The sequence below is a fragment of the Gordonia sp. i37 genome (genome assembly GCF_002043085.1).
Classification (GTDB): Bacteria; Actinomycetota; Actinomycetes; order Mycobacteriales; family Mycobacteriaceae; genus Gordonia; species Gordonia polyisoprenivorans.
The window spans coordinates 19,402-32,469 of the sequence record NZ_MVPX01000496.1 but is presented as its reverse complement, the minus strand read 5'-3'; the positions used below and the strand labels follow the sequence as shown (position 1 = coordinate 32,469).

At 67.8% G+C, this 13,068-nt stretch carries 11 protein-coding genes; 5 read left to right on the top strand and 6 right to left on the bottom strand.

All coding sequences use genetic code 11. The features are described from left to right. On the top strand, nucleotides 1-538 hold a 538-nt coding region (locus tag B1964_RS24325), incomplete at its 5' end, for a M23 family metallopeptidase (protein WP_139765854.1). 24 nt (nucleotides 539-562) lie between these two features. On the opposite strand, the gene B1964_RS24320 is transcribed toward B1964_RS24325, so the two are convergent. After that, entirely contained in the window at nucleotides 563-3,079 is a 2,517-nt protein-coding gene (locus tag B1964_RS24320) for a UvrD-helicase domain-containing protein (protein WP_079931618.1), read from the bottom strand. 313 nt (nucleotides 3,080-3,392) lie between these two features. Between B1964_RS24320 and B1964_RS24315 the strand changes: the two genes are divergently transcribed. Further along, nucleotides 3,393-4,997, top strand: a complete 1,605-nt coding sequence (locus B1964_RS24315; protein ID WP_079931617.1) for a hypothetical protein — start codon at nucleotides 3,393-3,395, stop codon at nucleotides 4,995-4,997. A gap of 22 nt (nucleotides 4,998-5,019) precedes the next feature. Here the strand turns inward: B1964_RS24315 and B1964_RS24310 are convergent, their stop codons facing one another. Beyond that, a complete protein-coding gene (locus B1964_RS24310) occupies nucleotides 5,020-6,978 on the bottom strand; it encodes a hypothetical protein (protein WP_172398955.1) in 1,959 nt (652 codons plus the stop codon). Nucleotides 6,979-7,130: 152 nt separating this feature from the next. Here B1964_RS24310 and B1964_RS24305 point away from each other — a divergent pair, with 152 nt between their 5' ends. Together B1964_RS24305 and pgi are read left to right on the top strand one after the other, a co-directional pair. Beyond that, on the top strand, nucleotides 7,131-7,499 hold the full coding sequence (locus tag B1964_RS24305; protein WP_006368318.1) for a chorismate mutase: 369 nt from the start codon (nucleotides 7,131-7,133) through the stop codon (nucleotides 7,497-7,499). Between the two features lie 66 nt (nucleotides 7,500-7,565). Continuing rightward, nucleotides 7,566-9,239, top strand: a complete 1,674-nt coding sequence (gene pgi / locus B1964_RS24300) for a glucose-6-phosphate isomerase (RefSeq protein ID WP_079931616.1) — start codon at nucleotides 7,566-7,568, stop codon at nucleotides 9,237-9,239. 22 nt (nucleotides 9,240-9,261) lie between these two features. On the opposite strand, the gene B1964_RS24295 is transcribed toward pgi, so the two are convergent. Then, a complete protein-coding gene (locus B1964_RS24295) occupies nucleotides 9,262-9,795 on the bottom strand; it encodes a hypothetical protein (RefSeq protein ID WP_014361163.1) in 534 nt (177 codons plus the stop codon). Nucleotides 9,796-9,900: 105 nt separating this feature from the next. Here B1964_RS24295 and B1964_RS24290 point away from each other — a divergent pair, with 105 nt between their 5' ends. Beyond that, entirely contained in the window at nucleotides 9,901-10,554 is a 654-nt protein-coding gene (locus B1964_RS24290; protein WP_079931615.1) for a hypothetical protein, read from the top strand. 7 nt (nucleotides 10,555-10,561) lie between these two features. Here the strand turns inward: B1964_RS24290 and B1964_RS24285 are convergent, their stop codons facing one another. From B1964_RS24285 to B1964_RS24275, 3 genes are read right to left on the bottom strand one after another with little or no spacing between them, the layout of a single operon-like run. After that, nucleotides 10,562-11,305: an SDR family oxidoreductase gene (locus B1964_RS24285; protein ID WP_079931614.1), complete on the bottom strand. Its 744-nt coding sequence runs from the start codon at nucleotides 11,303-11,305 to the stop codon at nucleotides 10,562-10,564. 26 nt (nucleotides 11,306-11,331) lie between these two features. Further along, on the bottom strand, nucleotides 11,332-12,147 hold the full coding sequence (locus B1964_RS24280) for an SAM-dependent methyltransferase (RefSeq protein ID WP_035727124.1): 816 nt from the start codon (nucleotides 12,145-12,147) through the stop codon (nucleotides 11,332-11,334). Further along, nucleotides 12,144-13,043, bottom strand: coding sequence for a DNA-formamidopyrimidine glycosylase family protein (locus B1964_RS24275; RefSeq protein WP_079931613.1), 900 nt, complete (start codon nucleotides 13,041-13,043; stop codon nucleotides 12,144-12,146). The genes B1964_RS24280 and B1964_RS24275 overlap by 4 nt, the downstream gene beginning before the upstream one ends. Nucleotides 13,044-13,068: the final 25 nt, after the last annotated feature.

The following is a 13,068-nucleotide window of genomic DNA, read 5'->3' as shown; positions in this document are numbered from 1 at the left end:
CGGGCCCGGGATCGCGCCCGCGTCGGCGAACACCCCCGACACGAGCATGTACGGCCAGCAGTTGCAGGTCGGCAAGCAACTCGCCGATGCCGAGGCCGCACGAATCAACGCCTCGTTGCCGCCCTTGTACGAGTCACCCGTGCCGCTGGGGCAGTATCAGCTGACCTCGCTGTATGCGATGCGCTGGGGCGTCATGCATGCCGGTCTGGATTTCGCGGCGCCGCTGGGCACCCCGATCCACGCCGCCACCGACGGTGTGGTCCTCGAGGCCGGTCCGGCGTCGGGCTTCGGCAACTGGATTCAGGTCAAGGCCCCCGACGGCACCGTCACCGTGTACGGGCACATGTATTCCAATGGCGTCCTCGTCCAGAAGGGCCAGACCGTCAAGGCCGGGCAGGTCATCGGTCTGGTCGGCAGCGACGGCCAATCCACCGGCCCGCACTGCCATTTCGAGGTGTGGCTGGACGGCAAGACCAAGATCGACCCGGCACCGTGGCTCGCCGAGCACGGTGTGCGGCTGTCGAACTACGTCGGCTGACCCACCCTCACCGCTCGGCGTCCGTCACAGCTTCTCGCCGGGAATCCCGCCGATCGTCAGCAGCGTGATGCGGCCGGTGTTGCCACCGTAATCGATGACGACCCGCTCGGTCGCCCCGCTGCCCTCCTTGCCGACGACCTTGCCCATCCCGTACTTGGGATGATTGTGCCGATCGCCCACGTCGAGCTGAATCTGCTTGTTGCGCCCTCGATTCGGGTCCGCGGAGAACGACGAACGCCCCAGCGCACCGCTGGAACCACGATCGTCGCCACGGCCGAACACCCCACCCGAGGATCCGAAGCCGCGTCCGGGACGCCGCCGTTCGGTCTGCCGCCAATCGAGCAGATGCTGCGGAATCTCTTGTAGGAAGCGGGATTCGGGGTTCGACACCGGCTGACCCCAGGATGCGCGGGTGACCGCACGGGTCAGATACAACCGCTGCTTGGCGCGGGTGATACCGACGTAGGCGAGGCGTCGTTCCTCGCTGAGCTCCGCCGGATCGCCGAGGGCACGCAGATGGGGAAAATGCCCGTCCTCCCAACCGGTCACGAAGACCACCGGGAACTCGAGCCCCTTGGCGGTGTGCAGGGTCATGAGCGTGACCACACCCTCACCCTCGTCGGGGAGCTGATCGGCGTCGGCGACCAACGACACCCGTTCCAGGAAGGCGGCCAGCGAACCGGGTTCGGGCTCACCCTCGCGCAGTTGCGCCGCCTCCTCGTCGGTGCCGTTGTCCACCTCGGCTTGCCCGGCTTCGGCCGCATCGCGGCTGAATTCCTTTGCCACCGAGATCAATTCATTGAGGTTGTCCAGCCGGGCGCCGTCCTGCGGATCGTGGGACCCCTCGAGCTCGGCGCGGTATCCGCTGCGGTCGACGATGGCGTCGACGAGTTCGCCGATGTCGGCACCCTCTTCGGTGGCGTCGGCGACGGCGACGTCGGAGCCCTCCGTACCGCCCTCACCGAAAGTGGTCAAAAAGTCGTTGCGCAAGCCCTCGATCAGGTCGACGAAGCCGCCGATCTGCTTGACCGCACGCGTGTTCAGCAACCCGACCTGACCCTGCGCTCCCTCGATCAGCGCCTGGTAGAACGAGATCCCGCGGTTCTCCGAGTGCACGGCGACGCACGCCTCGGCGCGGTCCCCGATGCCCCGACGCGGCGTGTTCAGGATGCGCCGGAGACTGACCGAATCCTCGGGGTTGGCGACCACCCGCAGATACGCGACGACGTCGCGCACCTCTTTGCGCTCGTAGAAACGGGTACCGCCGACCACCTTGTACGGGATGCCGTGACGGACGAACACTTCTTCCAGCGCGCGCGATCCGGTGTTGGTCCGGTAGAACACGGCGATGTCGGAATAGCTGTTGGACTGTGCGCCGCCGATGGTGTGGTCGGTGAGCCGCTCGATCTCGGTGGCGATGAACGTCGCCTCCTCCCGATCGGAGTCGGCGACGTATCCGACGATGAGCTCACCGTCGCCGGAGTCGGTCCACAACCGCTTGTCCCGACGATTCGGATTGCGTGAGATGACCGCGTTGGCCGCCGAGAGGATCGTCTGCGTCGAGCGGTAATTCTGTTCCAGCAGAATGGTTTCCGCGTTCGGGAAGTCGCGCTCGAACTCCTCGATGTTGCGGATCGTCGCCCCGCGGAAGGCATAGATCGACTGGTCGGCGTCACCGACCACGCACAGTTCCGACGGCGCGAGCCCCGATGACGTGGCCTCGCGGCCGACGAGTTCGCGCACGAGTACGTACTGCGCGTGGTTGGTGTCCTGGTACTCGTCGACCATGACGTGGCGGAAACGACGACGGTAGTACTCGGCGACGTCGGGGTGACTCTGCAGCAGGGCGACGGTCTCACCGATCAGATCGTCGAAATCGAAGGCGTTGGCCGCGGCGAGCCGGCGCTGATACTCCGCATAGATCTCGGCGATGGTGCGCGCGGTCGGCTCCTCACCGGCGGCGGCGTGCGCGTCGTCGGGATCGGACAGTTCGTTCTTGAGATTCGAGATGCTCACCGCAACACCGCGCGGACTGAACTTCTTCGGGTCGACGTCGAGATCGCGAATGATCATGCCCAGCAGACGTTTCGAGTCGTCGGAGTCGTAGATCGAGAAGTTGGAGTTGCGGTTGCCCAGCAGCGCCGACTGGGCGCGCAGGATGCGCACACACGTCGAGTGGAAGGTGGAGACCCACATGTAGGCCGCGCGCGGGCCGACGAGACCGATGACGCGCTCGCGCATCTCCGCGGCCGCCTTGTTGGTGAAGGTGATCGCCAGGATCTGGCCCGGCGTGACATCGCGTGCCGCGAGCAGGTAGGCGATGCGGCGGGTGAGCACCGCGGTCTTACCCGACCCGGCACCGGCGACGATCAGCAGCGGCGGACCGCTGTGCACCACCGCCGCACGCTGCTGCGGGTTCAGCCCGTCGAGGAGCCGTTCGACGCGCTCGTCGGCTGCCGACGAGGCGGCGGGCGGCGCGGCGGCTGCGGATGCCGCGGACGCGGTGGCGGGTGCGGAACTGGGTGCGGAGCTGGTGGTCATCGGTATCTCAGGCTACTCCGGCCCACCGACACGATTGCGCGGGGCGAAGCCGCCCAGATGGCCTCCGCTGTCGGACGAACCGGTTACGATGACCCTCACACCGAGTCCGGGGGCCTGCGGTGCGAGACGATGCGGATTCCCCCCACGTGGTCAGGGGAGGCACGGGTGAAGATGCGCAGCGCTTGTAGTCATTCATTCGTCCCATGCGGCCTCCCGAAGCCAGGCCGGAGATGTCTAGTCTTGACATCATTCGGCCGAAAACGGACATCGCCGTGATCTCACGCCCGATGACCCATGCCCCGGGAAGCGAGCGATGAAGAACACATCGAAGGTCATTGCACTGGTATTGACCAGCGTCGGGGCGGTGGCGGTGATCGTCGCCCTGATCCTGTCGTTCATCCCGTGGAGCAACTCCGGATCGGCCGAGCCGACCGCCGCGTTCCGGGCACAGAAGAGCCTGGACCAGACGGCCTTTCAGTACGGCAGCAGCCCGGGCGCCAAGTACAAGGGAACATTGACGCGCAAGTACGGCGACGGCACCACCCTCACCGTCGAGTTCTCCGACCTGCAGGTGGCGCTGTCGGGCAACGTCAGTGGCTCGATCACCGTCAACGGTCAGCAGGGCGACTACACCCAGGTCGGCAACTACTACTTCACCAAGGCCCCGGTCGCCTTCTGGAAAGCGGTACTCGGCGGCACCACCCCCGACAACGTCGACATGTCGCCGGTCGACAACAAGTGGGCCTCCGCGGAGTGGAGTCTGCCCAACCTCGGGTATGCGCTGTCACCGATCGTGTTGGCCGGGCGCCTGGGCAACAACGACCTCGTCAATCCGCCGTCGCTGGGCGCCCCACTGCCCTCTCCCAACAAGGACACCCCCGACGCCCGCTTCTGGCCGACCTCGGATCCGGCGATCACCTCGCTGGCCGACAACAAGGTCAAGGCCGGTGACTGGGAGATCACCTTCGCCTCCGACACCAAGGCGATCAGCCATCTCAAGGGGCAGTACCGCGACGGTGACGTCACCACCACCATCGACACCGACGTCACACCGCTGTCCTTCGATCAGATCTCGCCGATCTTCGCCCAGCAGAAGGGCCTCACCAACGATCTCGGGTCGGTGCCGGTACCCGGTATGACGATCGACGACCTGCCGGGCGGACAACTCGACCAGGTCGGCTGGAAGCAGACCGGTGACTGCTCGAATGTGGCGTGCGGTTACGACCTCACCGTCAACGGCACGCCGAGGCGCGGATCCGACAACAAGCCCGGGCATGTGAACTACGGCCTGACCGTCAACTTCATCGTCAACGGCCAGCCGGCCGGGGCCCTCGGCGGCACCTGCACCCCGGTGATCCGGGTCGACTTCAACAAGACCGCCACCACCCGTTGCACCGCAACCAATCTCGGTTCCGGAGGCGGTTCGATCCGACCCAACGTGACCTTCTCCTACCTCCCGTTCATCGACTACGGCGCCGATACCCTCAGCGACTACCTCGACGACAACACGCAGGCCACGCAGCGTCAGTTCACCATGGTGCGCACCGGGACCAAGCAGCCCGCTGCGGCGACCTACGCCTCCGAACACACCGGCCTGCCGAGCAGTTATGCCGTCAAGCGCGGCGACTATCTGTTCGACGGCTACGGCCCGGCCGGTGCCTACCTGGTCACCTTCGCACCCGGTTACGCCGCGCATGTCACCAACGGCACCTTCGATCCGAGTTGGGCGGGCACGGCCACCCTGCGCGATCAGATGAGCAAGCAGGTGCAGGCCATCGGCGACGACGGCCGCATCGCGTACTACGTGGCCGAGCAGTCGACCGGTGACGCGCTCACCGCGCTGGTGGCCCAAGCCGGATACTCGAGCAAGATCTCGGTGTACTATGACGCGCCGGAATCGTCCGACACGAGCGGCTGAGACGGCACCGGCGCAGCAACGCTCACTGGCCCAGCAGCCGGGCGTCGACCACCTCACCGACCCGTCCGTCACCGGTGTGCAGCGCCAAGCCCCGGGTGAGCGGCCGGATTCGGAGTTCGGTGCCGTGACCGTCGAGTTGCACGTAGACCACATGCAGACCCGCCTGCAGCGGAACGCGAACGGCTGGTCCGCCGTCGAGGGACATCTCCACGTCGCCCGCGGCGTTGGCGCAGTAGCCGAGCGCAATGGTCCACCGCCAGTTGATCAACGGGCCGTCGAGCCGCAGTGACGTCGGTCCGGTGAGTTCCGGTCGCGCGCATGTCCCGCGGCCCGCCTCGACGGTCCGTCGCGGGGTCACCGCGCCGGGTGTGAGGTTGCCGGCGTTGTCGAGGACGAAGAGCCGGTCGGTGGTGTCGCCGAACGGCGAACGGTCGGTGACACGGCCGAAGGTGGCGCTGATCTGGTTGTACGGGTACGCCACCGGCAGCAGTACCTCGAGCGGCAGCGCCTGATCGAACATCGTGTGGTCCCGGTTGTCGGCGAGCGCGCGCTTGGCGTTGGCCAGATAGGCGCCGGTCGGATCGTCGGTCCAGGACGACTGGTACGACGCGGTCGAGATCAACGACGACGCGAACGCCAACACCGCGGTCACTGCGGCGAGGACGCCGACTGCCGTACCCACTGTCCGACCGCGGCCCACCGTCTCCTCGTCGGCCTCGGGAGCGGCATGGCGCCCACCCGACGGTGGGACCGAGTTCACCGAACGCCGGGGCGCGGCGACGAGCAGGGCGAGCGCGGCGGTGAGTACGACCGCCGAATCGGGCAGATACCGCAGGGTTTGGGCCAGTTCGAGGGCGGTGTTGGCCGATGAGCGATTCCACATCACCGGGATCTGCGCGACGACGACATAGAGCGCCGCACACACGAGTACCGCCACCGCACCGATCCGGGTACGAACGGCCCAGATCACCACGGCGGCCACCACCAGCCACCCCAGCACGACCATCCACACCGCGGAGAACCCCATCGGCGGGCTCGGCACCCAGCGTTCCCAGTCCCACGGACCGCCGACAAGGGACGGGATGACACCACGATTGATCGACCGCCACACGAGTTGCGCGGTCTGCGACACCGAATGTTGACCGGCGGTGGCGTCGGACACCGAGAAGAACAGCAGCGCCCACGCCACGAAGATCACCGACAGCGGTGCCCACAGCCGGCGGGCGTGGACGAATGCCGTTCCCAGCGGGCCCATCTGGACGGCGGCGGTGTCGGCCGCGGCAGATTCATCGGCATCGATATCGGCATCGGCATCGGCAACGTCCGCCGACCGGGACCCTGTGCGGTTCACCAGACCTGTGCGGCTCACCAGAACCGCGGCGACGAATGCCACCGGCAGGATGAACAGCGACTTCTCGAAGAAGGCGAGGGAGAGGACGAAGATCACCGACGAGCGGAGGACGATCAGCCGCGTGCGCCGGCGGTCGGCGCCCCCGCGGGCGAGCAGCACCGCGTCGGCGACGATCCAGGCCATCGCCGCCTGCATCGGCAACGTGTTGAGGCCGGCGGCCCACCACACGAAGGACGACACCGTCAGCGGGGTGAAGAGGTAGAAGGCCAGCGCGCCGACCGAGGCGATCTGGACGGCAGCGCTGCGTGACCGCCCCTCCCCGGGACCGGTCAGGACCCGGATCATCCGCCACACGCACACCGACGCGAGTCCCTGTAGCACCACGAGCGTGATCGCCGGCGCCACCCAGTTCAGCGGTGCGAGCACCGTCGAGATCCCCGCGACCAGGAACGCCGCGGGCATGAAATGGCCGTCGTGGCTGTGGCCGAGGTAGTCCCACGACCAGATCGACATGGTCGAGGCCCGGCCGACGAGAATGAGGTCGTCCCAGTAGAAGTTGCCGGTGGCCACCAGCCAGCCGCGGACGATCAGTTGCGCGACGATCAGGGTGATCACGGCCGGTACGACCATCTGCGCCACCCGGCTCGCCGGGGCGCTCACCTCTCCGGCGGACCGCGTCGGACCGGTGTCTTCGGGATCTCGGGAGGGGTCGATGCTTGCCCGGGGTCTCGGCATGGCCACCAGTGTCCACGGCACGGTGTCTGCGTGGCAAAATCGACACGGTGACCGACCCCAGCGACTCGTCGACCAGCCCCGACAACACCGCACCCGCCCGCACGGGTGGCGCTTCCTTCGCCGATTCGATCGATCTCTCCTCCTACGAGCTCGAACACGATGTGTCGGGTCTGCCCGACGACATCGAGGTGTTGCGACACGAGATCGACCGCCTCGACGCGATCATCCTCGCCGCGGTGAAGCGCCGGTCTGCGGTGTCGAAGAAGGTCGGAGCCGCACGCATGGCCTCGGGCGGACCGCGACTGGTGCACAGCCGCGAGGTCAAGGTGCTCGACCGGTTCGCCGAACTCGGTCAGGAGGGTCATACGCTCGCGATGCTGTTGCTGCGTCTGGGTCGGGGCCCGCTCGGCCGGTGACGGTGTGCGCCGGTGCGGTGTGCGCCGGTGCATGCGGGCCGCCCACCCACCACATAGGGTGGTCGTATGAGTGACCTCGATGGCAACGAGCACGACATCACCGGCACCCAATCGTGGCAGGCGCTCTCGGCGCATCAGGATCACGTTCACTCGATGCATCTGCGGGAGGTCTTCGCGGCCGACCCCGATCGGGGCCGCGAACTGACCGTCGACGTCGGCGATCTGCACATCGATTACTCGAAGAATCGCGTGCTGCGCGAGACGTTGGAGTTGCTGTTCAGCCTGGCCCGTGAGGCCGGTCTCGAGGACAAGCGCGACGCGATGTTCGCCGGCGTCCACATCAACACCTCCGAGGATCGCGCCGTCCTGCACACGGCACTGCGCCTGCCTGCCGACGCCGAGTTGGTCGTCGATGGCCAGAACGTGGTGGCCGACGTCCACGAGGTCCTCGACGCGATGGGCGCCTTCACCGACAAGCTCCGCAGCGGAGAGTGGAAGGGGCACACCGGCAAAGCGATCACCGACGTCGTCAACATCGGCATCGGCGGCTCCGATCTGGGACCGGTGATGGTCTATCAGGCGTTGCGCCACTACGTCGATTCGCCCATTCGCTGCCATTTCGTCTCCAACGTCGATCCCGCCGACCTGGTGGCCACGCTTGCCGACCTCGACGCCGAGACCACGCTGTTCATCGTGGCGTCCAAGACCTTCGGCACGCTGGAGACGCTCACCAACGCCGCCGCCGCCAAGCGGTGGCTGCTCGCCGGCCTTGGCGCTGCCGATGACGCCGTCGCGAAACACTTTGTGGCCGTGAGCACCAACGCCGACAAGGTCTCGGCGTTCGGCATCGACACGGTCAACATGTTCGGCTTCTGGGACTGGGTCGGCGGCCGGTACTCGGTGGATTCGGCGATCGGCCTGTCGGTGATGGCGGCCATCGGCAAGGACCGCTTCGGCGAGTTCCTGCACGGCTTCCACCTCGTCGACGAACACTTCCGCACCGCGCCGCTCGAGCGCAACGCACCGGTCATCCTGGGCTTGATCGGGCTGTGGTACTCCAACTTCTGGGACGCCCAATCACGGGTGGTACTACCCTATTCCAACGACATGGCGCGGTTCGCGGCCTATCTGCAGCAGTTGACCATGGAGTCCAACGGCAAGTCGGTCACCGCACACGGGCATCACGTCACCACCGACACCGGCGAGGTCTTCTGGGGTGAGCCGGGCACCAACGGACAGCACGCGTTCTATCAACTGCTCCATCAGGGCACGCGGATGATCCCGGCCGACTTCATCGGATTCGCCGAGCCCACAGACGATCTCACCACCGCCGACGGCACCGGGTCGATGCACGATCTGCTGATGAGCAACTACTTCGCGCAGACCAAGGTGCTGGCGTTCGGCAAGACCGCCGACGAGATCGCCGACGAGGGCGTGGACCCACATGTGGTGCCGCACAAGGTGATGCCCGGCAACCGGCCGTCGACGTCGATCCTCGCGCCCGAACTCACCCCATCGGTCATCGGCCAGCTGATCGCGCTCTACGAACACCAGGTCTTCGTCGAGGGCACCATCTGGGGTATCAATCCCTTCGACCAGTGGGGCGTCGAGCTCGGCAAGACCCAGGCGATGGAGTTGCTGGGGTCGATCACCGACTCGCAACCACCTGCGGCACTGGGCGATTCGTCGACCGACGAGTTGGTGCGGTGGTATCGGTCGCGGCGCGGCCGGCAGGCCTGAGCATTCCCCGGATGCGGCGCGCTCACTCCCATCGGGTGGCGTCGAACACCTCGTCCGGGATGTCATCGCCGGGTGCCAGACCGAGTTGCTCGATGCGGCCCATCAGCGCTGCGCAGCTGGCGATGTGGGAGACCAGCGACAGCGGTTCGACGGCGCGTTCGGCGGGGTCACCACCGATGAACTCCGGCAGCGACGGCGGCACACAGTCGCCGACGGCGATGCCGTCGACCCCGGTCGCCACGCGCCATGCGTCGAAGCTCTCGGCGTCGACCGCCTCGGCGATGTCACCGTCGGCCACGGCGGCCATCACCTCCTCGAGGGTGGCCAGGGGCCCGGAGCTGCCGCTGGACGCGTCGAAGCCCACGACGGTCGAGGCGTCGACCTCATCGTCGTCGGCCAGGGTGAAGTACACGATGCCGCGCCAATCGGCGCCGATCGTCGCGATGTCGTTCCGCCCGAACACATCGCGGAGCAGTTCGTCGACGGGTTCGGCGTCCCCGGTTCCGAGGACCTGGAAGGCGCCATGGGCGACCGCTTGACTGTGGTGAATCGACACATCGGTTACCTTACGCAGGTGAGTACGTCACCGTCGTCACGCGCGCCGCGATCCCTCATGCGCCTGCCACGACCCCTGATCCGGCCCCGACGATCCCGCGGTTCGATGACCATGCGCGTATCCGGTGCGCTTCTCGCAGCTGTCGCGGCCGGCTCGGCACTCACCGCCTGTTCGTCGTCGACGCCGTCGTCGGCGCCCGGCACCTCGTCGTTCCCGACCTCCGTCGCGGTGTCGGTCCCGCCCGGCGCCCCGGCGCGGACGGCACCGGGCACCGCCCTGCGCTTCGGCGATTCGGCGGTGCTGCCCGCCGACGCGTTCCGTCCGTCCGGCCCGACCGCGATGTACACGGTCACCGGCATCACACCCGGTGAGGGAGTTCCCGATTCGGCGACACAGGGCGGCGCGGCATTCTTCGTCTATGTGACGGTGACGTCGCTGGCCGCACACTCGTCCGCCGCACCGACGGTCGTGGGGCTGGCGGGCAGCGTGGATGGCCGCACTCCGGCTCTGACGCTGCCGCCGCCGGCGGCCCTCAAGGCGTGCGGCAATCCGTCGCCCCCGGAGCAGATGAAGCGCGGCGACTCCTACGCCACCTGTCTGGTGGCCTACGCCGACGCCGGGCAGAAACTCACCAGCGTCATCTATTGGGCCGAGACGACCACGGCCGACGGTTTCGACTTCAAGACCTCGCCGGTCGTGTGGGGCACCCCGACCCCGGCCTCGTCGACCGCCCCGGCCTCGACCACCGCAGCGGGCTGAGACCGGATCAGATCAGTCGACGCGTGATCGACGCCGGCAGTAGTCGCAGGGCCGCGGCGATCGGCACCCACGGCCACGCGGGCACCGGCGCCGAGGCCTTCTCGGCCTCGATGGCCGCCACCATGGCACGCACGCCGGAGTCGGTGTCGGTCATGAGTGAGGTCTTGAGGCCGCGGTTGATGTCGGTCTCGATGTAGCCGGGCAGCACGATCGACACCGTGATCGGCGAGTGCGCGAACTCGGCCTGCAAGCCCTGCCCGATCGCGGTCAGCCCCGCCTTCGACGCCGAGTACGCGGTCTGCGCCTTGGGTAGCCCGCGGACGGCGCTCATCGAACTGATCAGCACGAGGTGCCCGTGATCCTGGGCGCGGAAGATCTCCAGTGCCGCCTCGATCTGGGCGAGCGCCCCGGTCAGATTGGTCTGCACGGTCTCGATGTTGGCGTGCATCTTGCCGGTGCCCAGCGGTGCACCCTTACCGAGCCCGGCGTTGACAATGACGCGATCGAGGCCGCCGAGCTCGTCGCGCAGAGCCCCGAACACGACGGGAACGGTGTCGACGTCGGTGACGTCGAGGGCCGCGGTCGCGACCGTGCCTGCATGGGGCCGCAGTTCGGCGGCGAGGGCATCGAGGCGGTCGAGGCGTCGTGCGGCCAGTGCCAGTGAGCGGCCCATGCCGGCGAATTCGCGGGCCATGCCCTCGCCGAGTCCCGAGCTCGCGCCGGTGATCAGGATCTTGTCGCGGTGCGTCACGTCCGCCAACTTACCCGAGGGTCAGATCAGCCGGGCATCGTCAGCGCCAGTACCACGGTGCGGGAGTCGTCGGTGGCATAGAGAACGGGGCGGGCGAAGAGGACGCGGCGGGCGAGAGCCGCTGTTGGGAAACGATCGTCCGGATCCGTGACCATCTGCGCCTGCTCCTCGTTCATCTCGATCGCCAGCACGCCGTCGGCGGCCAGCCATCCGGGCGCCTGCGCGATGAGGGTGCCGATGTGGTCGAGTCCATCGGCGCCGGCCAGCAGTGCCCGGCGGGGTTCGTGGTCGGCGGCCTCGTGCGGCAACAACGCGAGCGCCGCGTCCGGTACGTACGGCGGGACGGCCGCGATCACGTCCACCCGTCCGCGCAGCGCTGCGGGCAGCCCGGCCAGACCCGAGCCGCGCAGCACCCCGGCGTCGGCACCGAGGTTGCGGCGCGCACATCGCAGTGCGACGTCGTCGATGTCGGTGGCGTACACCCGCGCGGTCGGCATCCAGGCGCCGACGGTGGACGCCAGTGGTGCTGCACCGCAATAGGGTTCGACCATCACCGGGCGCTGCCGGGATGCGGCGGCGCCGACGGCAACGGCGGCGAGCAGTTCCGACCGTCGACGCGGCACGAAGACCCCGGGCCCGACCGCCAGGCGCCGGCCCGCGAACTCCACCCAGCCGACGAGATGCTCGATCGGTTCACCGGCCACCCGGCGTGCCACGAGCCGGGTCAGATCCGCGTCGTCGGCGGCGGCCTCGCGGAGGATCGTCGCCTCCTCCTCGGCGAACACGCACCCGGCCGCCCGCAGTTGCGCGACCACACCGTCTTCGGACAGTTCTTGCCTCACTTGAGGAGTCGCGACATCCGGCGGTCGGCGAGAACCTTGCCACCCGTCTGGCAGGTCGGGCAGTACTGGAAGGATCGGTCGCTGAAGGCGACCTCACGGATCGTGTCCCCGCACACCGGGCACGGCAGACCGGTACGGGCGTGCACCTTGAGTCCGGTCCGCTTCTCCGACTTCAGCTTTGCCACGCCCTGGCCCTCCAGACGCCCGATCGCGTCGGTCAGCACGTCGCGCATCGCCTCGTAGAGGGTGTCGATCTGTTCGCCGGTCAGGGTTTTCGCGGTGCCGAACGGAGAGAGCTTCGCGGTGTGCAGGATCTCGTCGGAGTAGGCGTTACCGATCCCGGCGAGCACCCGCTGATCGGTGAGCACGTTCTTGATGCGCGCGCCGGTGCCGGCGAGGATGTCGGCGAACTCGTCGCGATCGAGCGCGAGGACGTCGGGCCCCAATGTCGCGATGCGCTCGACCTCGGTGATGTCGCGGACGATCCACACCGCCAACCGCTTCTGCGTTCCGGCCTCCGTCACGTCAAAACCCTCGCCACCGGTGGCGCTGGGAATCCCGCAGTGCACCCGCAGCGCGATCGGGCTCTTGCCGCCGGGTCGAAGGGGTTTGGGTGAGAGATCCTCGCTCCATCGCAGCCAGCCCGCCCGGGACAGGTGGATGACCAGGTTGATGACCGGTTCGGGATCGGTCTCGGAACCCGGGACGGTGCGGATGATCAGGTATTTGCCGACTCTGCCGACGGATTCGACGAGCCGCCCCGTCAGGGCCGTGTACGGGGGGTCGGCGGTCTTGAGCACCGACAACGATGCGATGTCCACCCGCCGGATCGGTAGTCCGGCGGTACGTCCGTCCACGAAATCGGCGATCGCGGCAACCTCGGGCAGTTCGGGCATGACACCAGTGTGCTCTAGTGAACAG

Excerpts from the sequence above, each read along its gene's own strand:
- B1964_RS24320 (WP_079931618.1), bottom strand. The coding sequence starts at position 3,079 with ATGACCACCAGCTCCGCACCCAGTTCCGCACCCGCCACCGCGTCCGCG.
- B1964_RS24315 (WP_079931617.1), top strand. The coding sequence starts at position 3,393 with ATGAAGAACACATCGAAGGTCATTGCACTGGTATTGACCAGCGTCGGG.
- B1964_RS24310 (WP_172398955.1), bottom strand. The coding sequence starts at position 6,978 with ATGGTCGTACCGGCCGTGATCACCCTGATCGTCGCGCAACTGATCGTC.
- pgi (WP_079931616.1), top strand. The coding sequence starts at position 7,566 with ATGAGTGACCTCGATGGCAACGAGCACGACATCACCGGCACCCAATCG.
- B1964_RS24290 (WP_079931615.1), top strand. The coding sequence starts at position 9,901 with ATGACCATGCGCGTATCCGGTGCGCTTCTCGCAGCTGTCGCGGCCGGC.
- B1964_RS24275 (WP_079931613.1), bottom strand. The coding sequence starts at position 13,043 with ATGCCCGAACTGCCCGAGGTTGCCGCGATCGCCGATTTCGTGGACGGA.